Below are 26,964 nucleotides of genomic sequence, written 5' to 3' on the forward strand. Positions count from 1 at the left end.
ACTCGCACGGAGGCAATGGTGATTACCCTCTCCCGACTCTACGTTCATCCGGTGAAATCCATGCGCGGCTTGCAGCTTTCTCATGCTCAAGTCAGCAGCAGTGGGCTGGCCTTTGACCGCGTATTTATGATTACCGAACCGGATGGCACTTTTATTACTGCGCGCCAAAATCCGCAGATGGTGTTGTTCACCCCGGCATTAATGCCGGACGGTTTATATCTCACGGCGCCCGATGGCGAGAGTGCCAGTATCCGCTTTAATGATTTTTTAGCCAATGCTGAACCGACGGAAGTCTGGGGAAATCATTTTACGGCGCTAATTGCCCCTGAGACCATCAACAACTGGCTCAGTGGCTATTTTCAGCGTGAAGTGCAATTACGCTGGCTCGGTGCACAGTTAACCCGCAGGGTGAAGCCGATGCCAGAGATTCCACTGTCTTTTGCTGATGGCTTCCCTTACCTGCTCGTTAACGAAGCATCATTTAAAGAACTACAGCAACGCTGCCCTGGCAGTATTAAATTAGAACAGTTTCGCCCGAATTTAGTCGTAACCGGTGCCAGTGCATTTGCCGAAGACAGTTGGCAGGTGATTCGCGTTGGAGATATCACCTTTGATTTGGTTAAGCCATGCAGCCGTTGTGTATTAACCACCGTCAGCGTAGAACGCGGGCGGAAACATCCAGCCGGTGAGCCATTACGAACACTACAGACATTCCGAACTGCGGAAAATGGCGATATCGATTTTGGCCAGAATATGGTGGCCAGGAACAGCGGTATTATTCGGATAGGTGATGAAGTAGAAATTCTGTCAACCAAACCACCTCGGCCATACAGTGCAGGTGCCATAGTTGAAAGCCTGGCGGCACCACTTGATCAATCCAAAGCGGTATCGATTGAATATAACGGCATTCGCTTTAATGGTAATAATCAGCAGGTATTGCTGGAACAATTGGAACAACAAAATATCCGTATTCCTTATTCATGCCGGGCTGGGATATGTGGCAGTTGTAGAATTACATTAGTGAATGGCGATGTTGCACCTTTAAAACAGAGTGCCATTGGCAACGACGGAACTATTCTTTGTTGTAGCTGTATTCCCACAGGGGATATTACCCTCAGCGGTAAATAAGATAATCCCGATAAACTTACTCTCTGCACGCAGCTAACCACTTTACTGCGGTATGAAGGGGAATTATACCGCTCGGTCGAAAGCTGGGGCGGTATAAACCTCTGCAATGATAAGGGGCAACAAACGGTCATTCATTATCTTAATGGTATCACCTAATACCATCTGCCGTCCAGCTAATACCACTTGTGATTGTGCTAATAAACACAAACTTGCCGAATCACCCGACTCAACCACTAACAAGCGAACATCTTCACCACTATCCAATACTTTAACTAACGCCAACTCACCATTTTTTGGCATCAGCGCTTTAGGGTATTGTACAAAATACCAACTTTTGGGCATTAGTGGTTTTAGGAAACGAAATGCGACCAATGCATTTAACACTAATTCTGAACGTTGTTCATGGCTCAATTTAATTTGGCGACATTGATCTTCGAATTCAAAATAGAGAGCGGCATCGTCGACACAGAATGCGGATTCATCGAAAGCATCTGGGGTTAGCATTTTAGACGGGAAACGCGAGCGAAATATCATACCATTAGCTAAATCCAACATCAGTCGGTCGTGTTCGGTATCAAAATACCAACGCCATTTATCATCTGGTTTAATTCGCATATTTTTCCTTCCCGCCATGCTGCTAACATCATTGACTCAATAACTGAGTTCTTCGCCCATCAAATGGGATTAATTTCATATATCCGCATCATACTTCAAACAGCATGTGCGTTGGCGGCTCTCGTTACTCAGCCCATCCATGGAGCTCGCCTCTACGAGACCACTATAAGTCGCGTTCAAATCAGTTCACGACCACTTTGTTATTCGATTACCGGCTACCTGCAACTCACATTATTTAGGTATAGGGCTTTCGCTGTATATTTAATCTACCGGAGTAAAATATAGACGAGCCGGAGGAAGAAATAAACCCCCCGGCCAGTAATGAAGTTAAATAATTAGATATGAGTGATGATATTCTTAATCAAACCAGGCCCACGGAAGATAAAGCCGGAATAAATTTGAATCAATGAAGCACCTGCCGCCATTTTTTCGCGAGCGGCAGTAACCGAATCAATTCCACCTACCCCGATAATTGGCAGACGCCCTTGCAGCTCTTGTGATAAGCGACGAATGACTTCCGTGCTGCGTAATTGTAATGGTCGGCCACTTAAACCACCGGCTTGTTCGCAATAATTTAATCCCTGAATGAGAGAGCGATCTAACGTTGTATTAGTGGCAATAACGCCATCTATATTATGGCGAACTAAACTGTCAGCTATTTGGATCAACTCTTCCTCGGTAAGATCCGGCGCGATCTTTACTGCCACAGGAACATATTTATGATGGCGCTGATGTAATTCAGTTTGTTTATTTTTAATTGCTGCCAACAAATCATCTAACGCTTCACCATACTGCAAAGATCGTAACCCTGGGGTATTAGGTGAGGAGATATTAATCGCAATATATCCCGCGTAAGGATAAATTTTATCCATACAAATCAAGTAATCTTCTTTACCTTGCTCTACCGGGGTGTCTTTATTTTTCCCGATATTAATACCTAATATTCCGCCAAAATGTGATTTTTTGACATTTTCAATTAAGTTATCAACTCCGTGATTATTAAATCCCATCCGGTTGATCAAGCCTTCAGCTTCAACGATCCTAAACAACCTTGGCTTATCATTACCTGACTGTGGCCGGGGTGTCACCGTACCCACTTCGATAAAACCGAACCCCATCGCGCCCAGCGCATCAATACACTCACCGTCTTTATCCAGCCCCGCCGCCAAACCTAATGGATTTTTGAATGACAATCCCATACAGCTCACTGGTTTGGTTGGTACCGACTGGCGAACCAGGAATTCGAGTGGTGTGCCAGTAACACGTTTTAACTGCCGGAAAGTGAATTCATGGGCACGTTCTGGATCAAGCTGAAATAGTGCTTTTTTGACGAGTGGGTAGTACATGTGATCTCCTGACCGGCTTTCAACCTATGGATAGACGCGGGAATGGTAAATTTATCTATCAGGAAAGTAAACGATTGCTCAGTAAAGCCACGCAAAGAATCTCTTTGTTTAACTATATTGATAACAAGGTGTTAACTATTTGTAGGTCAAGAACCATAAAAAAGAGGGCATTGCTGCCCTCTGTGCTGTGAAGGTAACGTTAGTGGGCAGCGCTATTGGCTGATTCAGCCATTATGCGGCCAGTGCTTTAGTTATCTTCTCGTATAAATCACCGGACAGATTATCTAGCGTTTTAAGTTGCTCCAGCGCCTGGCGCATTAGAGCCTGACGGCCAGCATCATAACGTTTCAAGCGAATCAACGGCTCAATCAGCCGTGCAGCCACCTGCGGGTTACGGGTATTCAAATCACTGAGAATTTCGACTAGGAATTGATAACCACTGCCATCGCTGGCATGGAATGCCGCCGGATTACCCGAAGCAAAACTACCGACTAACGCACGAGTGCGATTTGGATTGCTCAAACTGAATGCCGGATGCTTAAGCAAAGCCCGCACCTGTGTCAAAACATCAGCCGCCGGACTCGTCGCTTGCAGTGCAAACCATTTATCCATAACCAAACCATCATGATTCCAACGCATATCGAAGGCTGTAAGCAACTCATCACGGCAAGGTAATTGTGCAGAGACTGCCGCCGCTAATGCGGCCAGCGAATCAGTCATATTATCCGCCTGGTGGTATTGTGACGAGACCAGCTTGTTAGCAAAATCTTCATCAGCAAAAGCCAGATAATTCAGGCAGGTATTACGCAATGCACGCTTGGCAATATCACTGTGTTCAATACGATACACAGGTGTCATATTCGCAACATATACGGCTAACAGTTCATCAGACAATGCCTGAGCCAAACAACGAGTAATAGCCTCATGAACCGCACTGATCGCCAGCGGATCAATGGTAGTAAACAGCTCTGCTATTTCATTTTCTGACGGTAAGGTCAAGATCTGCGCTGCCAGAGCCGGATCAAGATTTTCATCGAGTAATACTGCCCGGAAAGCATCCGCAACGTGAGTGGGTAAACTCAGCGGCTGTTTCTGCTGATACTTGGCAACATTAAGTTTGATATAGGTTGCCAGCAAGCTCTGGGCAGCATCCCAACGAGAGAATTCATTACGCGCATGCTGCATCAGGAAAGTGAGCTGCTGATCACTGTAGGTATAATCCAGTTTGACTGGGGCGGAGAATTCGCGCAGCAAAGAGGGGATCGGCGTATGTTCAACATTATCAAAGGTAAATGTCTGCTCAGACTCCGTCACATTCAGGACATGATGGACGGGCAAGCCGTTTTTCTGTAGCGCAATCACATTACCGTTACTGTCATATAGTTCAATATCTAATGGAATATGCAGCGGCAGTTTTTCCGGCTGGTCAGCGGTTGGTAAGGTTTTCTGGCTGACGTGCAGATGGTACTGCTGCTTCTCAGCATCATAGTCATCACGAATGGTCAGAATCGGAGTGCCGGACTGGCTATACCAGCGACGGAATAAAGAGAGATCGACATTCGATGCATCTTCCATTGCTTGTACAAAATCATCGCACGTTGCGGCACTACCATCATGGCGTTCAAAATAGAGCTGCATACCGGCCTGGAATTGTTGTTCACCCAGTAGGGTATGCATCATGCGGATAACTTCTGAACCCTTCTCATACACGGTAAGGGTGTAAAAGTTGTTCATCTCGATAACTTTGTCTGGTCGAATAGCATGGGCCATTGGGCTGGCATCTTCGGCAAACTGTGCGGCACGCATTACGCGTACGTTCTCAATTCGATTAACTGAACGTGAACCTAAATCAGAGCTGAACTCTTGATCACGGAATACCGTCAAGCCCTCTTTCAGGCTTAACTGGAACCAATCACGGCACGTGACTCGATTACCTGTCCAATTATGAAAATATTCATGTCCGATAACCGCTTCAATATTCAGATAATCTTTATCTGTTGCTGTTTCAGCTTTTGCCAGAACATATTTAGAGTTGAATACATTCAGGCCTTTATTTTCCATCGCACCCATATTGAAGAAATCAACCGCGACAATCATATAGATGTCGAGATCGTATTCCAGACCAAAACGAGTCTCATCCCATTTCATGGAGTTCTTCAACGACGTCATCGCCCAGTCGGCACGATCTAAATTACCGCGGTCAACAAAAAGCTCTAATGCGACTTCACGCCCGGAGCGGGTAATGAACTTATCGCGCAAGACATCAAAATCACCGGCAACCAGAGCAAACAGATAACAAGGCTTAGGGAATGGATCTTGCCATTTTATCCAATGACGACCATCTTCCAGTGTCCCCTGCCCCACAGGGTTACCATTGGAAAGCAAATAAGGATAACGAGATTTGTCAGCCACGATGCGGGTCGTAAAACGGGCCAAAACATCAGGACGGTCTAAATAGTAAGTAATATGGCGGAAACCTTCAGCTTCACACTGGGTGCACAGCGCGTCACCGGAAAGATATAATCCCTCAAGTGCACTGTTGGTCGCAGGATGAATATCATTGACGATTGTCAGTGTGAAATGTGCGGGTAATTGCTCAATGACCAGCGAGTTATCCTGTAGCTGATAATGAGGCCAAACTTGCCCATCAACACTGATACTGACGAGCGTGAGATCCTCACCATTTAGAATCAACGGCGTCACATCTGCTACCTGACGTTTTACTTTACTGACCGCCGTTACCGTCGTTTTTTGCGCATCCAGTGCGAAGTCCAAATCGATATCGGTAATGGTGTAATCCGGCGATTTATAATCGTGACGGTATTTAGCTTGCGGCTGTTGTGTCATAGGAACCCTTTTGACGTCATCAGTGAATATGATTATCAGGTCTGTATTAATAGTCGTATAAGGCCAGTATCACGGCGACCAGAACATTGCTGTCAGCCCATTAGCCTCAGACTCAGATAGCTTTTTAATGTATCACAATTGTAAAAAAAACCTAGGTGAGAGCGAGTGCTATTACGGCAGATAACGCATTGAATGTGCTTTTTTCGAGCCGCCTCGCAGCTCATTTTCCTTCTTGCATTTGGCGAGCAAAATATCCGTTGATTTGCTCGGTATCGTCATTTCTGACAGCAGAATATGCCAATACCATCAGACGAAACCCGACATCATGCACATTGGCCTTCATACATTAATAAGATTGAACATAGATTCAGATCTTTTTGTCGTTGCCCCCTAACTCATCGTTTTCTTTAACGCAAAATAGCCATCCATTCCATATAACAATAAAAAATAAGCTCAACACACTGAAGATTCAACACTTCATAATACATATTATCGATTTAACAAAAACAATAGAGACCTCGTTTTATTTAAAATAAAATTATGTTCTATTTCAATGGAGGATTGTTAAGATATTCAAATGTAAAAGGAGTTATTATGACCAGCAGAATCAATTCACGTGTCATTCATCAAGCTGCAAGAAACATTTCTCCTGTCGGAGGCTGGGCCGCTGAAGCCGGAGGAACTACCGGAGGCAGCGAAGCCACCAGTGATGATATTTATCTGGTTTTTTCGGTATCAGAACTTAGACGGGCATTATCGGAATCAGGAGAGCGGCCGAAGATAATTCAAGTATATGGTCTGATTGATGTGAGTGAAGGTCTTCCTTATCAGGACCAAGCAGACCAGAAACAGCGTGGTATTGTTTATCTCAATGCCAATACCACGTTAATTGGTGTCACCGAGAATGCGAAATTTATCGAAGGTTCAATCATTATCCAAGATGCCAGTAATGTTATCGTTCATAACATCTATATTGAGAACCCAGTAGATGTCGATCCCCAGTTTGAAGAAGGTGATGGGTGGAATGCTGAATGGGATGGTTTAAATATCATTAATTCACACCATGTCTGGATCGACCATGTCACGTTTAGTGATGGTCGTTTTACGATTGATCAATACACCGAGAAGGATGGCTGGAAGTTTGTTCAGCATGATGGCGCGTTAGATATTAAACGCGGCTCTGACTATGTCACGATTTCTCACTGCCGTTTTGAATTACATGACAAAACTATTTTGATTGGTCATAGCGATAGTAATGCTGAGCAAGATGCAGGAACCATGCACGTTACATTCTTTAATAATTACTTTACGCGGATAATCCAGCGTACTCCGCGAGTTCGTTTCGGCAGCATACATCTCTATAATAATTTATTTGAGCAAGATAAATCAGATCCTATATATCCCTACGAATACAGCTATGGCTTGGGTTATCAGTCTAGTATTTTATCAGAGAAAAATATATTTTTGGTTAATGACCTTACGGCTGAATGTCGGGTAATGAAGGCGTTTAATGGCGGCGATAAAGTTAATGATGACAGCTCGACTTTTAACCATAGCCTTGCTGAACTCAACAATTGTGGGTTTGACGCTGATATCGGCTGGGTCCCACCCTATGCCTATGATGTTGTAGCGCTTAGCCAAGAATTCACCGACCATATCCGCAATCAAGCGGGATCGGGTCTACCCTACGGCCATCTTCCCTGATCGTACTTATCTAAGTCGATGTCTAAACATATAGTATGATGTTTGCTATTTCCCCACATTGCTCTGCGTTGATTGTGATATCTCAATGATGGGGAAATACCCGCACCAGGCTGCCAAGGTGACCTCTGATAACTAACAGGAAACAAAGATTTACCTTTTGTTGCTCGGTAGTGCAATTTAATAACCCTATATTTTATAAGTCAATTTATCCTTTATTCGCTAAACAGTTAAAAATCTGACCTTCAGGGCCAACACCACTAAAGAAAATAACCGTTTCACTGATAATGGCACGTTTAATCCTAGACCTGTGATTAGCATTTATGGTGTGATGAGACTTCAATAACAGGATAATACCGGTATACTCCTGCGACTTTATAGATTATGTCCAAAGTAATTGGTGTTGCCGGTCGGCGGCCAGTGAACGCATTACGATGAGCTTACATAAGTAGGTCATTCGGGTGAGTGAACGAAGCAGCCCTGACAACTTCAAGTACCAAGGGTATATGCTGACTGCGGAAAATGCTCCTACGAGGATGCTGTATAGCGCCATGACCCAAGACGCCTCACCGATTTTGACTTCACTGCTTGATACGGATGCTTATAAGCTCCATATGCAACAAGCCGTGTTCCATCGCTATCGCCATATTACCGTTGCCGCTGAATTCCGCTGCCGTGGTGATGAGTTGCTGGGCGAATATGCCGATGAAATCCGCCATCAGATAGCGCTAATGAAACAATTAGCGTTAACCGATGATGAGTTTACCTACCTCTCGGGGTTACCCTTCTTTCAAGATGATTACCTCAATTGGTTGCGGGATTTTCGTTTTAACCCTGAGCAGGTCACCGTATCCAATAATGACGGTAAATTAGATATTCGGATTGCCGGTTTATGGTGCGAAACGATTTTATGGGAAGTCCCTTTGCTGGCGGTGATCAGTGAAATCGTTCATCGGCGCCGGTCAGTCGGTGTCACAACAGCCGAGGCCGTCACGCAACTGCGCAACAAACTTCAGCAGTTTAAGATTCTCAGCGCGGATATCGATATTAGTCATTTCAAGCTAATGGATTTTGGCACCCGTCGCCGTTTTTCACGCGATATACAGCATGCTATTGTCAGCAGCTTAAAAGATGAGTTCCCCTATATTGTAGGTACCAGCAACTATGATTTAGCCCGCAACCTGGCATTAGCTCCGGTCGGTACTCAAGCCCATGAATGGTTCCAGGCTCATCAGCAGATAAGTCCGATACTGGCCAATAGTCAGCGCGTGGCACTTCAAGTCTGGTTAGATGAGTACCCAAATCAACTTGGTGTCGCACTGACTGACTGTATTACCATGGATGCCTTCTTGCGCGATTTTGATGAGACATTCGCCAATCGCTATCAAGGATTGCGCCATGACTCAGGTGACCCGGTAGAATGGGGTGAAAAAGCTATCGCCCATTATGAAAAGCTGGGTATTGACCCAATGAGTAAAACATTGGTGTTCTCAGATAATTTAGATCTGGAAAAAGCGTTGTCACTCTATCGCCATTTCTATCAACGAATTAAATTGGTGTTCGGTATCGGTACCCGTTTAACTTGTGATATTCCCGGCGTTAAACCGCTCAACATTGTCATTAAACTGGTTGAATGCAACAACAAGCCGGTCGCAAAGCTCTCGGATAGTCCGGGTAAAACTATCTGTCAGGACCCGGCTTTTGTTGATGAGTTACGCGAAGCATTCGCCCTGCCGTTAGTCAAAAAGGCCAGTTAGTATCGGCCTGCATAATGAGGGTTCGTCGGGGCGTTAATATAGCCCGGCGAGCCACTTCACTTAGCCGTTTTCCCCTCACAACCACTTCCCAATTAAACCCAACTCTGATTTGTGCCGCCTTTATTAAGGATAACGACAGAAATGTTGCACTGATCTGGTGATTTCTACTTGTGTCCTGCACTGCCGCAAGTAACATAGCAACATCCCCATTTGGTTGGGTTGTTAACTATTTCTATATCAAAACTATTAAAGAGAGAAATCTATGAGCGTAGTGCCTGTAGTCGACGTACTGCAAGGCCGTGCTGCGGTTGACAGTGAAGTCACCGTACGCGGTTGGGTGCGTACCCGGAGAGATTCTAAAGCGGGTATCTCCTTCGTTGCCGTTTATGACGGTTCCTGCTTTGACCCGTTACAGGCCGTCGTGAATAATGCTTTGCCTAATTATCAGGATGAAGTACTGCATCTGACTACCGGCTGCTCAGTAGAAGTCACTGGAACAGTGGTGGCATCACCAGGTGAAGGCCAGAGCTTTGAAATTCAGGCAACTGCTATCAAAGTGGTCGGCTGGGTTGATGATCCCGATACCTATCCGATGGCGGCAAAACGTCACAGCATCGAATACTTGCGCGAAGTGGCTCACTTACGCCCACGTACAAACCTGATTGGTGCTGTTGCCCGTGTCCGCCACACCTTAGCGCAGGCAATTCACCGTTTCTTCGATGAAAACGGCTACTTCTGGGTTTCTACCCCACTGATCACCGCTTCAGACACCGAAGGTGCTGGTGAAATGTTCCGTGTGTCGACGCTGGATCTGGAAAACTTGCCACGCACGGATACTGGAGCTGTCGATTTCAGCGAGGATTTCTTCGGTAAAGAAGCATTCCTGACGGTATCCGGTCAGTTGAATGGAGAAACCTACGCCAGTGCATTGTCCAAAGTTTACACTTTCGGCCCCACTTTCCGGGCAGAAAACTCCAACACTAGCCGTCATTTGGCGGAGTTCTGGATGGTTGAACCTGAAGTCGCATTTGCTTCTTTAGATGACGTCGCCGCATTAGCCGAGAAAATGCTGAAATATGTTTTCCAGGCTGTGCTCAATGAACGTGCTGATGACATGAAGTTCTTTGCTGAGCGGGTAGATAAAGACGCGGTAGATCGCCTACAACGTTTTGTCACCTCTGATTTTGCTCAGGTTGATTACACCGACGCTATCGAGATTTTGCTAGCATCGGGCCAGAAATTTGAAAATGACGTGTCATGGGGCATAGATTTGTCTTCTGAACATGAGCGTTATTTGGCTGAGAAACACTTTAAGGCACCGGTAGTGGTTAAAAACTACCCGAAAGACATTAAAGCTTTCTATATGCGGATGAACGAAGATGGCAAAACCGTTGCAGCGATGGATGTATTAGCGCCGGGAATTGGTGAAATCATCGGGGGTTCACAACGTGAAGAGCGCTTAGATGTGTTGGACGCACGTCTGGAAGAGATGGGCCTCAATAAAGAAGATTATTGGTGGTATCGTGATCTGCGTCGCTACGGTACGGTACCGCATTCAGGATTTGGCCTTGGATTTGAACGATTGATCTCCTATGTAACAGGGGTGCAAAACGTTCGGGATGTCATCCCATTCCCACGCACGCCAAGAAATGCCAGCTTCTAAGTTCGTCATTTCGAAAAAAAATGTTTATTTGTATAAATAAAAGCCAGCTCAGCTGGCTTTTGTCATTTTTTAAAGTTCGATCTAAGTCACAAAGTTCCCCAGTATTTACATTTAGTAACACATAGTATCTCAATGAAACACATTCAGGTAATTGGTAGCATTTTCGGTGTGGATTATCAGGTCTGTGAATGGAACACTGCGTTCAGACACAGACGACACCAAACTCTCAACAATAGTTCCAAAAAAATTATTGGCGGCAGTGGCAGGTGTCCGAATAACACCAATGAGGGTAATAATAATGATGAAGCGCAATATTCTTGCAGTAGTAATCCCAGCATTGTTAGTAGCTGGCGCAGCTAATGCAGCAGAAATCTACAACAAAGACGGCAACAAACTTGATCTGTACGGTAAAGTTGATGCGCGTCACCAGTTCTCTGATGCCAAGGGTCAAGACGGCGACGAATCTTATGTTCGTTTCGGCTTCAAAGGTGAAACCCAAATTACTGACCAACTGACCGGTTACGGCCAGTGGGAATATAACATTCAGGCTAACAATGCTGAAGCTCAAGAAGGCAAAGGTAACAAAACCCGTCTGGGCTTTGCTGGTCTGAAATTTGCTGAGTTCGGTTCATTCGACTACGGCCGTAACTACGGCGTAATCTATGACGTCAACGCATGGACTGACATGCTGCCAGTGTTCGGTGGTGATTCAATCTCCGCCTCTGACAACTACATGACTGGTCGTTCTACTGGTCTGGCTACTTACCGTAACACCAACTTCTTCGGTCTGGTTGATGGCCTGAACTTTGCTCTGCAATATCAAGGCAAAAACGAAAGTGGCCGTGATGGCTTGCTGACCACTCAAAACGGTGACGGCTTCGGTATCTCTTCTACTTATGATATCGGTTACGGCGTAAACTTCGGTGCTGGTTTCTCTTCTGCTAACCGTACTACTCTGCAGAAAGATGCTCACCTGTCTAACCAAACATTTGCTGAAGGCGATAAAGCTCAAGCATGGAACGTTGGTGCTAAATACGACGCTAACAACGTATACTTGGCTGTAATGTATGCTGAAACTCAGAACATGACTCCATTCGGTGACGATTCTGTTGCTAACAAGACTCGTGACATCGAAATCACTGCACAGTACCAGTTCGACTTCGGTCTGCGTCCGTCACTGGGTTATGTTCAGTCCAAAGGTAAGGATCTGAACAACAACACTGATGACAACCATGACCTGTTGAAATATGTTTCTGTTGGTACCTACTACGCATTCAACAAAAACATGACCACCTATGTTGATTACAAAATCAACTTGCTGGACGAAGACAACTTCACCCGTGCTAACAATCTGATGACTGATGACGTTGTTGGTGTTGGCTTGGTATACCAGTTCTAAGTTAAACTTAATCACGCAGTTTATCTGCTGACATAAGTTGAAAAAAGACAGGGCTTCGGCTCTGTCTTTTTGTTTTTATCCTTAGCCAATAGAGGGATATTACGCTGTCGAATGCACTATTTTGCCGATTTTTCACCCTGAATTCCCCCGCCTCACAACATTCATTTCTTTTTATCGCAAACGGTTGGCAAAGACTGCAACTGGCGCTACCCTGATAGTTCTGTTTGCTTAACGCTAAGCCATGGAAGCCTCTGACATGTTTGAAAAAATCACTGCTGCACCTGCTGACCCGATTCTGGGCCTGACCGATATTTTCCGCGCGGATGACCGCCCTCATAAAATCAATCTGGGGATTGGTGTCTACAAAGACGAAACCGGTAAAACGCCGGTGCTGACCAGCGTGAAGAAAGCTGAGCAGTATTTGCTGGAAAACGAAGTTACTAAAAACTATCTGGGTATTGATGGCCTGCCGGTTTTCGCCAGTTGCACGCAAGAACTGTTGTTCGGTGCCGACAGCGCTATTATTGCCGATAAGCGTGCGCGTACCGCTCAAACCCCAGGTGGTACCGGTGGGTTACGTATTGCTGCTGATTTTATCGCCCATCAGACCAGCGCTAAACGTGTATGGGTCAGTAATCCTAGCTGGCCGAACCATAAAAATATCTTCGCCGCTGCCGGGCTTGAAGTGGTTGAGTATGCCTATTATGACGCTGCGAACCATTCACTGGACTTCGATGGGCTATTAAAAAGCCTCTCAGAAGCTCAGGCTGGCGACGTAGTGCTATTCCATGGCTGCTGCCATAACCCTACCGGTATCGACCCAACCGAAGCCCAATGGAGCCAATTAGCTGAGCTGTCAGTTGCCAAAGGTTGGCTGCCACTGTTTGACTTCGCCTACCAAGGTTTTGCCAAAGGTTTGGAGGAAGATGCTCAGGGGCTGCGTATTTTCGCTGCTAAACATCAGGAACTGATCGTTTGTAGCTCTTATTCGAAAAACTTTGGTTTGTATAATGAGCGTGTCGGGGCTTGCACCATTGTTGCCGCTAGCAGCGACGTGGCCGATATCGCCTTCAGCCAGGTTAAAGCCGTTATCCGTGCTAACTATTCCAACCCACCAGCCCATGGGGCGTCAGTGGTTGCCACCATCCTGAGCAACGCGACATTGCGCGCCATTTGGGAACAAGAACTGACCGATATGCGCCAGCGCATTCATCGTATGCGTCAGTTGTTTGTGAATACATTGCAGGAAAAAGGTGCGAAGCAGGACTTCAGCTTTATCATTAACCAGAATGGGATGTTTTCATTCAGTGGCCTGACTAAAGAGCAGGTTCTGCGCCTACGCAATGAGTTTGCTGTTTATGCTGTCAACTCTGGCCGAGTAAACGTTGCAGGTATGACACCTGATAACATGGCTCCGCTGTGTGAAGCTATCTGTGCTGTGATTAGGCATCAATGACCTACCGTAAAAAGGGTGCATATGCACCCTTTTTATTTTGTTTCAAATGTCAGAATATGAGTCTTAATGGAACATATATTTGGCAAATTCGCTCATCGGCATGGGCCGCCCATACATATAGCCTTGCAGATAGTCGACGTTATGGGCCTGTAAATAGCGCATTTGAGTGTCGTTTTCGACTCCCTCTGCAATGGTCTGCAACCCCAGTCGGGTCGCGAGATCGATAACATTCCCGACAATGTGGCTCGACAATGCATCGGAACCAATCATGCCAACAAAACTTTGGTCAATTTTCAGAAAATCCACTTTAAAGTTCTGCAAATAAGTCAGACTTGAATGCCCGGTACCAAAATCGTCGATAGCAATAAATACCCCCAAAGCATGCAACTCGGCAAACAATCGGTCAGTAATCTCATCGGCAACGATTAATTTCCGTTCAGTTAATTCCAATGTGATATTGATTTTATTACCACCAAAGGCCTGAATAAAACGGCGGCAATCATCTACCAGACTCAGATCACGGCAATGGTTAGCACTGATATTAAAACCAAAGTGAAAACCTTCCGGTAACTGATTTACGTAAGGTGCAAAAGTGGTACTAACTTGCTGCATGATAGCGCGAGTCATCGGAACAATAAGTTCACTGTCCTCGGCCATCGGAATAAATTTATTCGGCTGAATTAAACCATTAACAGGATGCTGCCAACGCATTAGAACTTCACAACCCACCCAGCATTGCTCTTTGCCTGATACTATCGGCTGCATATAAGCAACAAACTCGTTGTTTTCTAACGCCTGTTTTAATACCTGTGTGGGTGATGCCGCCCTACCCGATAACCAGAAAACCAGCGCGGCTGAACCGATGCTCATTAAGATGAAAAATATCAGGCTACCTTGATTATATTGCCAGGCATAGGCCAAATATTGCTGGTTAGAGAGCGTCGTATTTAATGAATAAGCAAACTTGTCTGAGGCCAGATATAACGGTTCGCTTCCCTCGGGGGGGTGGCCTGGATGTACCATACCCACCGCATCCATCCATTTATCACCCACCCTCAGATACAACTGTATATCACCACTTAATAAGTTAAGGATGCTGCGCAGATAATAGCCATCGACCGCAACCAGTATGCTGTAATCACCTCGCGCCAGCCGATACACCATCAAAGCACGATCTGGAGTGACATCATTACCCTGCATTAGCTCCAGTTGACCATCAACGAACACATCTAGATCAAACGGCGTGGAAAGTGGGCCATATATCGAGGAACAATAGATGGTCGTCCCCTTAGCTAAAGAGACTGAACGCACATCCGGTATAATGACAACTTGATCCCGCAGATTTTGAACAACTTGCATGCAAGGTTTGCCTAATCCGGTTTCTACCTGAAGCGCCGCATGCTGCAAATTATTAAATATCTGCTCGAATCGAGCCCTACCTTGTAATAACTTAGCTTCAGCATCCTGATGCATATTGGCTTTGGTTTGCGCATAAATCACTGCCGCCCCTAACAACAGAAATAAGAATAATACCATGAAAGAAAAACTTAGCCGGGACAGGAATTTATTCAGTCTGAAACGACGAAACGGCATAGTGGCTTCCATTGAAAGGCGCTCGTAATATTACGAACTCAAAACGGCAGCAGAAACAGTGCCGGGTCAATAAACGTGACGACTGTTTGTTGGTCAGGCTTTATCCATCTCGCAAAGATAATATAAGCACCGACCGCTATCATCATTATGATCACAGCACCAATAGATAAATAACTATTGCTTCAAAAAATATGTAAATCACTTATTCAATATAACGTAAAAAGGCACCAGACGGTGCCTTCTTTGAAATTCTAGCTGTTTATGATGTCGACATCACCAAATAGCCGGTTCTTCACGTATAAACGGGTTAGTCTGCCGTTCATGGCCTAACGTAGACATTGGACCATGACCGGGAATAAACGTTATGTCATCACCTAAAGGCAACAATTTAGTCCGAATGGAGTTAATCAGTTGTTGGTGATCACCGCGTGGGAAATCACTACGCCCAACACCACCGTTAAAGATAACATCACCGACCAGTGCCAGACGCCCCTGTTGGTCAATGAAGACAATGTGACCTGGCGTATGCCCAGGGCAATGCAATACCGATAACTCCACTTCACCAACAGTGATTTTGTCACCCTCGGTCAACCAACGGGTTGGGGTAAAAGCTTCACATTCGCTCAAACCAAACATTCTGCTCTGCGCCGGTAGCCCTTCCAACCAGAACGTATCTTCTTTTTCAGGGCCATAAATCGGGATATCAAAATGAGCGGCTAACTCAGCAGCAGCACCCACATGATCCAGATGGCCGTGAGTCAACAAAATCTGGCTGACCTTTACCCCCTGACGTGCAACTTCAGCAATGATCTTGGCTGCATCACCACCAGGGTCTACCAATGCGGCCTGCTTTGTGGCTTCACACCAGATTAAAGTGCAGTTCTGGCTAAAGGCCGTCACCGGAATAATTTGATATTTCATAAAACTCCACCCCAAATGCAACTGGCAATATACCTATCATCTTTCAACCATACATCTGTATGGGCTGCGGTCGTTTACCCGAATCACTGATAGCATCAGTTTATCGAGATTAGCGAGCCAGGACTTTGAGGCTCGCCCTGTGGCTGGCATAAGTGCTATTCAAACCCACTCTGACCGATTTGGCACTTGCTTGCCACCGCCCTACAATTTGAAATCTGTTAGGTATGATTCAATGCATTGGCATAAAAATGTCTGCTACCAGGTTCTTGTCGGCCCAGTATCAATATGTACAAAGTTACTGCGAGGGTAATATCCTACACCACCTGCACGCATTTTTAATGCTGCTTTGCGGATATTACTCAATTGAATACCTTCAATATGAAAATCCATTGCCCGCCCTTGCGTGTGGAAACTGTGTTTGGCCACACCACGGCTGCGTTCGCGCAGTTCATTATTGGTATCAAGTGAGCGGTAACCGGAAATAAGCTGCACTGGTTTAGTTGTGCCAAGAAGCCCTTGTAGGCGGTATAGTTGATCAAACAGGCGTGGGTCGATAGTTTTTACCTTATTGGCCCGATAATCGCGAAAGAGATGGTTTAAGCGGGAAAGTTCATCTTTGTTATAGCCCCGACCATCAAAAAATTCGGCTTTTATGGACTCGCCTGTATTGAGGTTATTCAGGGTCAAGATCCGTGGGCGAGGAGTAGAAAGGGTGGCAAATGCCTGCCCTGGAAGCAGCGATATACCCAGCGCTGCCCCGCCTAACGTTAGCCATTTACGGCGATAATTATCAATTTTATCCATGATCTCTGTTAATACCCGGCAAGAATGTCAAAAGAAAGCACTAACCAAATGTGCCGTCCCGAACCATAACCGCCTACGGAAAACCAGTCAACCCGCATTCGGCCCGCACTCGCTGTGCGTTTAAGTTCGGTTATAGAGAACCCCAATTTGGGGCCCCCTACGACAACCCGATATTAAGACCATTAGTTATTGAGTTTTACTGCATTTATTGCATTAAAAGTTCAGCCTGAGGTGAGATTTGTGCACCGGATCTCACCGTCTTATCATAATTGTAAATATCTGTTCTAAATTGTGGCCTACCGTCATCCGCTACCCATGCTGTCAGATAATACAATTGCACCGGGACACGTTGGCGAATATTCACGTAGGTGGTATCGCCTTGTTTTAACGTTGAGGAAACCCGCGCATCATTCCAGCCAGCATCTTGCAATAACATATTTGCCAGATCCGAAGCTTTATTGACGCGGACACAGCCGGAACTTAATGCACGGATATCTTTCTGGAACAGACCATGGTTCGGCGTGTCATGTAAGTAGATAGCATCAGAGCTTGGCATATTGAATTTGAAGCGCCCTAATGAATTGCTGGCACCTGGTGCCTGACGCAGACGGTACGGGAAGTTATTAGGCGAAATCATGCTCCAATCGATCATCGATGGATCAACAACTTCAGCCTCATTACTCCAACCAGACAGAACGGTATAACCATGACGCTGGAAATAGCCGGCGTCATAGCGTGCTTTGGGTACGATATCCTGGCGCACCAGAGACGTTGGTACATTCCACGGCGGATTGACCACCACATTATTTAACGCACTGCTCATCAACGGTGTCTTGCGGCTTGGACGGCCAACAATCACCCGCGATGAGAGAACCTCAGCACCATTCTTATAATAATTAAGCGAATAGTTTGGGATATTAACCATAATGCCGTTATCGACGTGTCCCGGTAAAATACGCAACCGCTGAATATTCAATGCCAATAATGTTGCCCGCGTTTGTGGTGAGACATTCAACCATTCACGAGTTCGGACACCAATAACACCATCATCACTTAGCCCATGCCACTGTTGAAAACGTTTAACGGCTTCCACCAACTCAGGCGTATAAACATTGTCGGTTATAGTTGTGGTGAGCGGCGCTGATGGCGACGCTACAACCCCACCGGTAACAGGAACGTCGGCCACGGGTGCCGCTGAAGGGCTAACCACTAAACTGTGAGCCTGAGCACGGCTCTTTTCTTCATCAACCGAGAGATCATCATTGACCACGGCTACTGCTGGATTATCCACCGGGATAACCTCTGGGGCTTTGGCCGGTTCAGATGCAATGGGGTGTAGCATGCCCGTTCTGTCTAGGATTTCCCGTAGCGCTGGAATATCGTCACTTAACTGACCTGGGCGCAGGCTGGGGCCATTAGACATCTGTGGCCATGGCTGACGGTCTGCCAGCATCAGTTTCAATGCCTGATGCATTTTGTCGTATTGAGGATGTTGGGGGGCCAGCGATGCCAGATAGGGTGCGGTGGTCCCTTCATGCACCGCTTGCTGCCAACGATTTAAAATAGTAACCGGCGGCATCGCCATTTTGTATGGCACATTGCTGTATAACCAGACACTACCGTTAGCGCCAACACCTGAGATAAAGTGCAAGTATCCCAGCATGGCATCTGACAAAATAACATCGCGAGCTTGACCGGTAATGTCAGGGTCACTCAGCCATTTTACCCACTGCATAAATTGCGGCTGGAGACCGGAGAGTGCCACTTCAGCTAATTGCTGCTGAAAATGCTGCACCGCAGTTCTATCCTGCCACATCGGTTGCATACGGTTGGCGGCATAAAGCAATGCCAACTCAGAAGCATAGAAAGGTGTCACCGTTTTAGGCAGCACTGATAATAACTGTGAGCGGCTTTGTGCGACCGACATTGTCGTACCACTCATAGGCAGCGCTGAGGATGAGTCTAACGGCATGACAGGTGCCGTGGCTGATGCTGTAAATATCGGCATCAGGCTATAAATTAAAGCGCAGTATAATGCTAATGCGCGTTGCGGATTTCGTTTCCCTATCGACATTCTATGCCCCCGGTATGCTTATCTAAGTACGTCATAGTCTGTCGTTACCCTTCTTCCCTGAAGCCGCAGCATTGTTGCTGCTCTGGCACCCGAATCCCTGAGCGTCGATCAGTTCAACGAGATTTGTTCGTTGGCTACCACTTCAATAGTTTCGGGTTTTCATCATTATTATACAAACAGAACTGCCCCTTGCGTGGTCAACGATATAAATTTAACCATTTACGTTACGCTAACAGATTTCCAGTGGTTATAAAATATAACCCTAAGGTGTGGAAGAAATAAAAATGGCCGCTAGTTAGCGACCATTTAATCGGATTAATTATTGCCGCCTTCTTTCTGAACAATAATTAACCGCCGGGTTGTATCTCGGCAGGTATCGGCGGCAATGTTGGTATTTCATTGGCAAAACCTCGTAAGCCAACCACATGTACATGCTCATGATTTTGGAAGACTTTTCGTACCAACTTATAGGTTGTCCCTTTTTCCGGGCTGATATTTTCTGGTGCTGCAATTATTAATTGCATTTCCAGCCGCTCGCACAGTTCAAATAATGTCGCGATAGATTTGGCATCCAAACGCGCCGCTTCATCGAGGAACAGCAAACGGCAAGGGGAAATATCTTTGCCGCGCAGACGACGTGACTCTTCTTCCCAACTCTGTACCACCATGACCAGTATTGACATACCGGTACCAATAGCCTCACCGGTTGACAATGCGCCGCTTTCTGCCCGCAGCCAGCCATCTGAACCGCGATAAACTTCGACTTCCAGTTCCAGATAGTTACGGTAATCAAGCAGTTCTTCACCGATGGTCTGCGGCAAGCGCTGCCCCATATCCATTTGTGGGTTCAACCGCTGGTACAGTTTTGCCAATGCTTCGGAGAAGGTCAGACGATTGCTATTAAACAGATCCTGATGCTGCTCTTGCTGCTCGGATAGCACATCGAGCAAGGTCGCGTGAGCTTCACGTACATTCACATTCAGCCGCACGCTCTTGACCTGACCAAATGACACCGCTTGCAAACCCTGATTCAGCATACGGATGCGGTTCTGTTCGCGCTGAATAGTTTTACGGATAATATTCGATACACTTTTGGAACTGATTGCCAGCTTCTGTTCGCGAGCGGTTAATTCTTCGGTCAAACGGCCCAGTTCAATCTCCATCTGTTCAATGGCTTCAACCGGATCATCAGTGCGAATAATATCCTGACGAATACGTTCACGCAGATGTTGGTAGACCGCGATATAGAACTGAATCTTACGCTCAGGCCGTTTCGGATCTTCAGACAAACGCAGCACATCGCGCAGATGTTCATTATCAGCCACCGCCAGACGCAGAGCACCCAAGGCTTTATCCGACATAGAACGCAGCTCGTCACCGTCCATATAGGCCAGTTCGCGGCGATGCAAACGACGCTCAACGCCATTATCTTTCACCATCCGCATCACCGCACACCAACCTGCTTTGGCATTGACGACTTGTTCACGGATCTGATGATAATCTCGTTCCAGCTTGCGCAGTTTCTTCTGGAGGCTATCCATCTCAGCTTCACAGAAGGTTAGCTGTTTTTCCAACTGATTACGGCGTGAACGGTTAGTACTTAATGCCGCATGCAACTCGTCACGGCGGGTACGAGCACGGGCTTCTGCATTAGCATCAGCCTGAACACCGATATCCACCAGTTCCTGACTTAACTCTTTCAGCATGTCACGCTTGGCGTCATAAGAACTTTTTAACGACGCTAGCACCTGATTATACTGGGTAAATTGCGCTTGATACTGACGTAACTGCTCACGAGCGCGAGTGCGTTCTGCTTCCGCCAGCTCCAAACGCTGGCGCAGTTTGTCGTTGAGATCAGAGTTCTCCGTCAACATGCCCGCAGAATCGGTATAGCTAAAGTGCGCACGACGCTGAACAACTTCAGTCAGTGCAAAAGCTTGCTGTTTAGCCTGACGCTGGCTGTTTTGCGCCAATACATAGTTTTCCTGCAACTGTTCGTGTTGTTGCGGGTCACTTTGTAATACCGCTAACAGCGGTTCAAGTTTAGTCAGGGAAGCGCCATGCTTCTGAATATGGCGAGCCGCCTCTTGCGCTTGCGCCGATTCTTCAGTTATCTCTTCGACACGGTCAGTCAACGTATCATCAAGTAGCAATGAAATCAGTGGGATCAAGCGGTTAAGGGCTGAAATCCCCTCTTTAGCCTGTTCAAATTGCTGGCGCTGCTGCTGGTTGCTTTCTTCGTGTGCACTCAGAGCTCGCTCTATTTCACCACGACGGGTATTGAGTAAACGAATTTCAGCTTCAGGATCTGCATCAAATGCCACGGCCAGATGAGAACCGATAAAACGGCTGAATGCTTGATGCAAGCGTTGCGTTTTTTGCACATCAAATGACAGCGTGGCATAACGTTCAGCCAGGCTGTCACGCTCTTGATACAGTGCTTCCAGCCGGTTCTCACGGGCAGCGCGGCCAAACAGCGGCAGTTCTGGATAACGGGAGTAACGCCACTGGCGATCCGCAATTTTAACCACTACTGCTTTTTCATGCTCTTCAACGGCAAATACACTGTCATCAAATGATTGTGGGTCACCCTCGATAAGATAGAGGTCTTCCGGGCAGTCTTCTAAACCCTGTAGTTGATCCCGCACTAGTGACAAGTCCGGTACCACGATACCGTGGCGCGATGGGCCATACAGCGCGGAGAAGTATGGCGCATCATCGATGGTGACATCGTCATAAATCTCGGAGAGCAACACACCACCGAAGCGTTCGGCCAAAGCAATCATCCGCGCATCTTCAGCACCACTTGGCTGACTTAACCGCTCAATCTGCGTATCAACAGCACGTTTGCTTGCGGCAACTTCATCGCGCTCCACCGTGGTTTCGCGTTCACGCTCCAGCAGTTGCTGCATGTGTTCGGTAACCTGACGGCTATCCTCCAGCGCCTCACCGCTCTGTTCGCTGAGTTGACTCAGCGCATCTTGTGCCGCCAACCAGACTGGCGCACGCGCCGTCAGCTCTTGAATTTTGAGCTTAATTTGCTCGAGTTCCTGACGCATTTCCATGCGCCGCTCACCAGCATCACTGACGTTGAGAGAGAGCTCTTCAACCTGTGACTCCAGCTCACGCTGCAACTCTTCCAACTCCTCCGGCTGGTATACTTGCCCCTGACGTTTACAGAACTCTTGCAGCAAGCGCTCTGCGTCTTGCTGAGCACGTAAACGCTGTTCCAGCTCTGACAAACGCATCCGCAATGGTTGCACACGTTCAGCCAAATGTTGTTGAGACGGCCAGTCACGCAACAATTCCCGCGCAGTTTGCCAGGCTTCACTGCGACTGACTTCGCCGGCGATAGCCACCACTAACTGATAAGCTTGCTCAAATTGGCTGTGCGCAGCATCAGCAACACTCAGTTTTTGCTCAAGTTGTAATAAAGATTCAGTCGCTTCCTGCTCTTTGGCATGGAAGGTTTCTAGCCACTCTTCGGCATTATCGGCAGTTAATTCTGGCAACTGACACAGTGCGCGCGCGCGTTCCAAAGCCTGTAAGGCTTGCTGATATTGGATAGCACGGGTCTGTTGAACGTCCAGCGCTTGCTGGTAATCGGCCAACTGACTTTTCAGTTCGTCCACCTCCAACTCAGCAGCTTCAGCACGGGCTTCGTTATCGGCCTGCTGCTCGCTGGCCTCGGCGACAACTTCATTTTGCTCTTCCAGCCGGTAAGTCAACTCTTCCAAATCACTCTGGTAGCGCTCGATCTTTTCCTGCTGGCGCATGGCGGTCTGCACCAGACTCAGGTGGTCACTGGCCGCCTGATAATCTGTTTCCAGATCCGATTCCGCACTGCTTTGCTCGGCTAACTCTCGCGACATTTCCACATGACGATACTGCTCAGTCACCAATTGCTTGCGGCTGGTCAGCAAGTCACGGCGCAATACCAATGCGCCATCAAGATGGATCCGCCGCTCATTGGCATGACGCATATAGTCAGCAGCAACGTAGGACGTTGCCTCTGAAATCAGATGCTTAAACAGATCACGATCAGATTGAGTGACACGAATAGCCTCAAGGGTCATACGGTTTTCACGCAATGCCGCTTCCATATCCTGGAAGGCTTTCCGCACGCCGCTGTTTTCTGGCAATAAGTAATCACGCAGTGAGCGGGTAATCGCGCTGGAAATACCACCGTACAACGATGCTTCTATCAAACGGTAAAATTTGCTGCGATCGGCAGAAGAGCGTAAACGCTTTGGAATCACACCCAAATCAAACATCAGCGAGTGGTAGTCAGTGATGGAGTTAAATTGCTTGAACTGCACCCCTTCCATCGCTTCGACGCGCTCTTTCAGCTCTTGTAATGACAGGACGCGCGCCTGACGCTCACCCACCACCTCTGTAAGAATCTGGGTAGGTTGGATAGCCGTCGGCAGCCCCTGAATGGTGAAAGGCTTAATATCAACCTTGCGGTCACGCCCTGCCACTTGTTGCAACCGCACCCCGACAACCACACGTTGGTGGCGGGAGTTGACGACATCCAGCGTTGAATAACAGACCCCGGCCCGCAATTTGCCGTGCAGACCTTTATCACGAGAACCACTGGTGGCACCGGCTTCGGTGGTGTTACGAAAGTGCAGCAGTGTCAGGTCAGGAATCAGTGCTGTAACGAAAGCGGCCATAGTGGTGGATTTACCCGCACCATTGCCGCCAGATAAAGTGGTTACCAGCTCATCAAGATCGAATGTCCGGGCAAAAAAACCATTCCAGTTAACCAAGGTCAGCGAGCGAAATTTACCGCGTTCAATCATTCCTGTTCATCCTCTGCACTGTCCGCTGCATTACCCATGGTGATGTCAGTTTCATCGCTTTCATCATGGAGTGACAGACTGTTTTCCACCGCCATGGCCTCGCCATCACGGATCATGCGTAACTGGGCTTCCCGTGGGTCATCGCCGCTACGCACATCAGCACCAAAGCGAAATACCGCTTCAGTGATACGAAACTTGCTGCTGTCATTGCCCATAAAGTAGATCATCCCCAACCGACGCAGCCGGTTAAGTGACGTTCGTACTTTTTCCTGCAACTTCTGTTTATCCAAATCCGACCCGGTTGAGCGCTGGTTAACAAACTTCAGCAATTTGCTCTCATCAGCCAGACTTAGCAGCTCTTCGTATAATTCGTGCTGCGCGAAAATGCCTTCATGGGCCAAACGTTCAGGGCTGAGATACAGATAACAAAGGATCTTGCCAACCATCATATCCAGCTCAGATAGCACCGAGCGTGGAATCAGCGTGGTAGAACGGGGACGCAGATAGAAGAAACCTTCCGGTGCACGGATTAACTCCACGTTATAACGGGTATAAAACTCTTCCAGTTGCTCCTGAAAATCCATCAGGAAAGCATGATTATCCAGTTCATCAATCCCGATATGACGACCGGCACGTAACTGGCTGTCAAGTGCTGGAAACAGTGAGTTGGCCAATGCCTGAGCCAGTTTAACGGGCATTACTACTTCAATATTTGTTGATGACATGTGCCTGCACCTTGGCTCCGTAATCATTGATTGCCAACCATTCTGCTGGTAACCCTGAGAAATCGGCTTCGGCCACACCAAGGCGAACTGCCTGGTCGACCAGGATACGAGCCACGTCGAAATGACGAGCACGCGGATATTGCGCGAGGTAGTCGCGCATCACTTCCCCCAGATTAAGTGGCATCTTTTGTTGCTGGTATACCAACAACGCCTGCTCAATCAGGGCGGCTAATTGCTCACGGATCTCATTAAATTCTTCAAATTCCAGATCCGGTGGCAGCTCCCCGGTAACTTCCTCACTGCGCAACGCCAGTTCTTCATCGCGCATATCCAGCAAGCGATCAGCGTTGGCATAGGTGAGAGTCCATGGGCTATCAAAATAATTCTGAACTGACTGGCGCAAGCGTTGGGCGAAGACACGGTTTTTATCCATATCAATCGCAGTACGGATAAACTTATGCACGTGGCGGTCATAGCCGATCCACAGGTCAATCGCCTGCTGACCCCAACTGATAATGCGGTCAAGTTTACTTTGTAAATCAAAGACCAACTTATCCACCAGATCCAGACCCGCATTGCCGATAGTGGCTTCTTGAATACGTAACAGGTTAGCCTGAAGTTTATCACCTGCCGCTTCCAGCGTATCTTGTAATTCACGCAGTGTGCCGGATGTTTCTGACAACAGCATTTCACAACTGGCAATAGCCGCCCGCCAATCCTGATTCAGCAACGCGGCGATATCTTCCTTCACACTATGTTGCTGCTCGTCCATCAAGCGTTGCGTCATATCAATGCTGTCGAAAATTTCAGCAACTGAATATTTTAGCGGGGCAAAAACATTACGATGCCAGTGGAATTCATCCCCCCCCTCTTCGGCTGCTTCTGCCGCCCGTTGTAGCTCTTGTGCGACAATCGATAACTGCATTGACAGGCGCAGGGTGGAGAATTCGCGCTGCCGGATATAGTAGTCAGTGATACCAATGCCTAACGGCGTCAGGCGGTAAATCGCATTACCATCGGCAATTTCACTGGTAAAGCGGTTGAGTAACCGCTGGCGCACCATGTCATTGATAGCATTATTCGCGCGCACGGCCACGGTTTCATGGGTCTGCTCAAAACCTTTGCAGACGTGGCGAAATGCATCAACTAACTCCCCTTCACTCATTTCGCCATCCAGCCGCTCACCGTTTAACGTGGCAATAGCTAAAAGAAAGGCCAAACGATCGGTGGGCAGAGTAATCGAAAAGTCATTTTTCCGCGCCCAGGCGACCAGTTCGGGTACTGTCTGGGAAAAGTCACTCATAATGGGTCCTTCAGATTTGGCTTAAACGCCATGACATGCACGTAGCGCCCCAGGCTGATAAAGGGCTCCTGCCGGCAATAGCGCTGTTCCAACGCCAATAATTCAGCAAACTCATCAACTTGTTGCTGTTTATTTTTCATGTAATCGTGAAACACCCGTACTCCCGTCTTACCGCTAATGGATAAACCCATTTGCTCAAGCCAACCATATACCGTTGGTGGATCTAAAGGGTATTGCGGCGATAGCGAACGCTGCCTACGCCTTTTTACACCCGGTAACGCCAACTGAAAGTTACCCAATACCGCATTACGCATCACCAATCCATTGGCATTGAAAAACATCAATGAGAGCGCGCCGCCGGGAGTCAACGCATTAAAGAGTATTTGCAGAACGTGTTGAGGCTCTGCAATCCATTCTAAAACCGCATGGAACAATATCAGATCAACCGGCTGTTCTAAATGATGGGTGATGTCCTGAGCCGCACTTTGTACAAATTGCATGTTGTGGCTCACACCTTTTTCCAAGGCAGCGGCCTTCGCGCGCTGGATCATCTCCGCTGACAGGTCACATAATAGGACCTGATGGCCTAATGCCGCCAGTTGGCAAGCCATATGCCCTTCGCCACCACCTGCATCTAAAATCCGCAACGGGCGTGGTGGCAACTGCGCTAACAGCCCGCTGATATCTTGCCAAACCACCGCCTGGCGAATCATTCCCTTCGTCGTACCATAGATATTGCGGGAAAACTTCTCAGCAATGTCATCGAAATTGCGATCCTGCATGAACAACTGCTCCGCTATAACTATTGATTTAACGGCTTTGATAGA

The 26,964-nt window shown here is 47.2% G+C and carries 17 protein-coding genes; 6 read left to right on the forward strand and 11 right to left on the reverse strand.

All coding sequences use genetic code 11. The annotated features are described in order from the left end of the window. Positions 1-15 precede the first annotated feature (15 nt). Positions 16-1,128, forward strand: coding sequence for a YcbX family protein (locus ACWJJO_RS13915; RefSeq protein WP_420073600.1), 1,113 nt, complete (start codon positions 16-18; stop codon positions 1,126-1,128). Positions 1,129-1,191: 63 nt separating this feature from the next. Here the strand turns inward: ACWJJO_RS13915 and ACWJJO_RS13920 are convergent, their stop codons facing one another. From ACWJJO_RS13920 to pepN, 3 genes are all read right to left on the reverse strand, one after another. Then, positions 1,192-1,743: a cell division protein ZapC gene (locus tag ACWJJO_RS13920; RefSeq protein WP_481091158.1), complete on the reverse strand. Its 552-nt coding sequence runs from the start codon at positions 1,741-1,743 to the stop codon at positions 1,192-1,194. 335 nt (positions 1,744-2,078) lie between these two features. Beyond that, a complete protein-coding gene (gene pyrD, locus ACWJJO_RS13925; RefSeq protein ID WP_005184626.1) occupies positions 2,079-3,089 on the reverse strand; it encodes a quinone-dependent dihydroorotate dehydrogenase in 1,011 nt (336 codons plus the stop codon). A gap of 231 nt (positions 3,090-3,320) precedes the next feature. Further along, positions 3,321-5,936, reverse strand: coding sequence for an aminopeptidase N (pepN, locus tag ACWJJO_RS13930; protein WP_083158457.1), 2,616 nt, complete (start codon positions 5,934-5,936; stop codon positions 3,321-3,323). 594 nt (positions 5,937-6,530) lie between these two features. Between pepN and ACWJJO_RS13935 the strand changes: the two genes are divergently transcribed. The 5 genes from ACWJJO_RS13935 to ACWJJO_RS13955 all read left to right on the forward strand — a co-directional run bounded on the left by ACWJJO_RS13935 (position 6,531) and on the right by ACWJJO_RS13955 (position 13,912). Beyond that, complete coding sequence (locus ACWJJO_RS13935) at positions 6,531-7,640, forward strand: pectate lyase family protein (protein WP_193784633.1); 1,110 nt, start codon at positions 6,531-6,533, stop codon at positions 7,638-7,640. A gap of 548 nt (positions 7,641-8,188) precedes the next feature. Continuing rightward, positions 8,189-9,394 carry a nicotinate phosphoribosyltransferase gene (gene pncB, locus ACWJJO_RS13940; protein WP_083163557.1) on the forward strand — a complete coding sequence of 402 codons (1,206 nt, stop codon included), beginning with the start codon at positions 8,189-8,191 and terminating at the stop codon, positions 9,392-9,394. 262 nt (positions 9,395-9,656) lie between these two features. Further along, a complete protein-coding gene (asnS, locus tag ACWJJO_RS13945) occupies positions 9,657-11,057 on the forward strand; it encodes an asparagine--tRNA ligase (RefSeq protein WP_083158454.1) in 1,401 nt (466 codons plus the stop codon). Between the two features lie 301 nt (positions 11,058-11,358). Continuing rightward, the gene (ompF, locus tag ACWJJO_RS13950) at positions 11,359-12,456 is read left to right on the forward strand and encodes a porin OmpF (RefSeq protein WP_193784809.1); all 1,098 of its coding nucleotides are present in this window, start codon (positions 11,359-11,361) and stop codon (positions 12,454-12,456) included. A 256-nt stretch (positions 12,457-12,712) separates the two neighbouring features. Then, on the forward strand, positions 12,713-13,912 hold the full coding sequence (locus ACWJJO_RS13955) for an amino acid aminotransferase (RefSeq protein ID WP_481091159.1): 1,200 nt from the start codon (positions 12,713-12,715) through the stop codon (positions 13,910-13,912). 63 nt (positions 13,913-13,975) lie between these two features. Here the strand turns inward: ACWJJO_RS13955 and ACWJJO_RS13960 are convergent, their stop codons facing one another. The 8 genes from ACWJJO_RS13960 to cmoM all read right to left on the reverse strand — a co-directional run bounded on the left by ACWJJO_RS13960 (position 13,976) and on the right by cmoM (position 26,919). Then, on the reverse strand, positions 13,976-15,505 hold the full coding sequence (locus tag ACWJJO_RS13960; RefSeq protein WP_083158451.1) for an EAL domain-containing protein: 1,530 nt from the start codon (positions 15,503-15,505) through the stop codon (positions 13,976-13,978). A 273-nt stretch (positions 15,506-15,778) separates the two neighbouring features. Next, positions 15,779-16,426, reverse strand: a complete 648-nt coding sequence (locus tag ACWJJO_RS13965) for an MBL fold metallo-hydrolase (RefSeq protein WP_083158450.1) — start codon at positions 16,424-16,426, stop codon at positions 15,779-15,781. Positions 16,427-16,681: 255 nt separating this feature from the next. After that, the gene (gene mepK / locus ACWJJO_RS13970) at positions 16,682-17,230 is read right to left on the reverse strand and encodes a peptidoglycan L,D-endopeptidase MepK (protein ID WP_083158449.1); all 549 of its coding nucleotides are present in this window, start codon (positions 17,228-17,230) and stop codon (positions 16,682-16,684) included. 205 nt (positions 17,231-17,435) lie between these two features. Further along, the gene (ldtD, locus tag ACWJJO_RS13975; protein ID WP_372569313.1) at positions 17,436-19,304 is read right to left on the reverse strand and encodes a L,D-transpeptidase; all 1,869 of its coding nucleotides are present in this window, start codon (positions 19,302-19,304) and stop codon (positions 17,436-17,438) included. 347 nt (positions 19,305-19,651) lie between these two features. After that, a complete protein-coding gene (mukB, locus tag ACWJJO_RS13980) occupies positions 19,652-24,109 on the reverse strand; it encodes a chromosome partition protein MukB (protein WP_481091160.1) in 4,458 nt (1,485 codons plus the stop codon). Then, on the reverse strand, positions 24,106-24,834 hold the full coding sequence (mukE, locus tag ACWJJO_RS13985) for a chromosome partition protein MukE (RefSeq protein WP_042568220.1): 729 nt from the start codon (positions 24,832-24,834) through the stop codon (positions 24,106-24,108). Before mukE ends, mukB begins: the two co-directional genes overlap by 4 nt. Next, a complete protein-coding gene (mukF, locus tag ACWJJO_RS13990; RefSeq protein WP_102970391.1) occupies positions 24,815-26,137 on the reverse strand; it encodes a chromosome partition protein MukF in 1,323 nt (440 codons plus the stop codon). The genes mukE and mukF overlap by 20 nt, the downstream gene beginning before the upstream one ends. Continuing rightward, positions 26,134-26,919, reverse strand: coding sequence for a tRNA uridine 5-oxyacetic acid(34) methyltransferase CmoM (cmoM, locus tag ACWJJO_RS13995; protein WP_083158446.1), 786 nt, complete (start codon positions 26,917-26,919; stop codon positions 26,134-26,136). Before cmoM ends, mukF begins: the two co-directional genes overlap by 4 nt. Positions 26,920-26,964: the final 45 nt, after the last annotated feature.

The organism is Yersinia antarctica, assembly GCF_056636475.1.

Excerpts from the sequence above, each read along its gene's own strand:
- ACWJJO_RS13915 (WP_420073600.1), top strand. The coding sequence starts at position 16 with ATGGTGATTACCCTCTCCCGACTCTACGTTCATCCGGTGAAATCCATG.
- ACWJJO_RS13920 (WP_481091158.1), bottom strand. The coding sequence starts at position 1,743 with ATGCGAATTAAACCAGATGATAAATGGCGTTGGTATTTTGATACCGAA.
- pyrD (WP_005184626.1), bottom strand. The coding sequence starts at position 3,089 with ATGTACTACCCACTCGTCAAAAAAGCACTATTTCAGCTTGATCCAGAA.
- pepN (WP_083158457.1), bottom strand. The coding sequence starts at position 5,936 with ATGACACAACAGCCGCAAGCTAAATACCGTCACGATTATAAATCGCCG.
- ACWJJO_RS13935 (WP_193784633.1), top strand. The coding sequence starts at position 6,531 with ATGACCAGCAGAATCAATTCACGTGTCATTCATCAAGCTGCAAGAAAC.
- pncB (WP_083163557.1), top strand. The coding sequence starts at position 8,189 with ATGACCCAAGACGCCTCACCGATTTTGACTTCACTGCTTGATACGGAT.
- asnS (WP_083158454.1), top strand. The coding sequence starts at position 9,657 with ATGAGCGTAGTGCCTGTAGTCGACGTACTGCAAGGCCGTGCTGCGGTT.
- ompF (WP_193784809.1), top strand. The coding sequence starts at position 11,359 with ATGAAGCGCAATATTCTTGCAGTAGTAATCCCAGCATTGTTAGTAGCT.
- ACWJJO_RS13955 (WP_481091159.1), top strand. The coding sequence starts at position 12,713 with ATGTTTGAAAAAATCACTGCTGCACCTGCTGACCCGATTCTGGGCCTG.
- ACWJJO_RS13960 (WP_083158451.1), bottom strand. The coding sequence starts at position 15,505 with ATGCCGTTTCGTCGTTTCAGACTGAATAAATTCCTGTCCCGGCTAAGT.
- ACWJJO_RS13965 (WP_083158450.1), bottom strand. The coding sequence starts at position 16,426 with ATGAAATATCAAATTATTCCGGTGACGGCCTTTAGCCAGAACTGCACT.
- mepK (WP_083158449.1), bottom strand. The coding sequence starts at position 17,230 with ATGGATAAAATTGATAATTATCGCCGTAAATGGCTAACGTTAGGCGGG.
- ldtD (WP_372569313.1), bottom strand. The coding sequence starts at position 19,304 with ATGTCGATAGGGAAACGAAATCCGCAACGCGCATTAGCATTATACTGC.
- mukB (WP_481091160.1), bottom strand. The coding sequence starts at position 24,109 with ATGATTGAACGCGGTAAATTTCGCTCGCTGACCTTGGTTAACTGGAAT.
- mukE (WP_042568220.1), bottom strand. The coding sequence starts at position 24,834 with ATGTCATCAACAAATATTGAAGTAGTAATGCCCGTTAAACTGGCTCAG.
- mukF (WP_102970391.1), bottom strand. The coding sequence starts at position 26,137 with ATGAGTGACTTTTCCCAGACAGTACCCGAACTGGTCGCCTGGGCGCGG.
- cmoM (WP_083158446.1), bottom strand. The coding sequence starts at position 26,919 with ATGCAGGATCGCAATTTCGATGACATTGCTGAGAAGTTTTCCCGCAAT.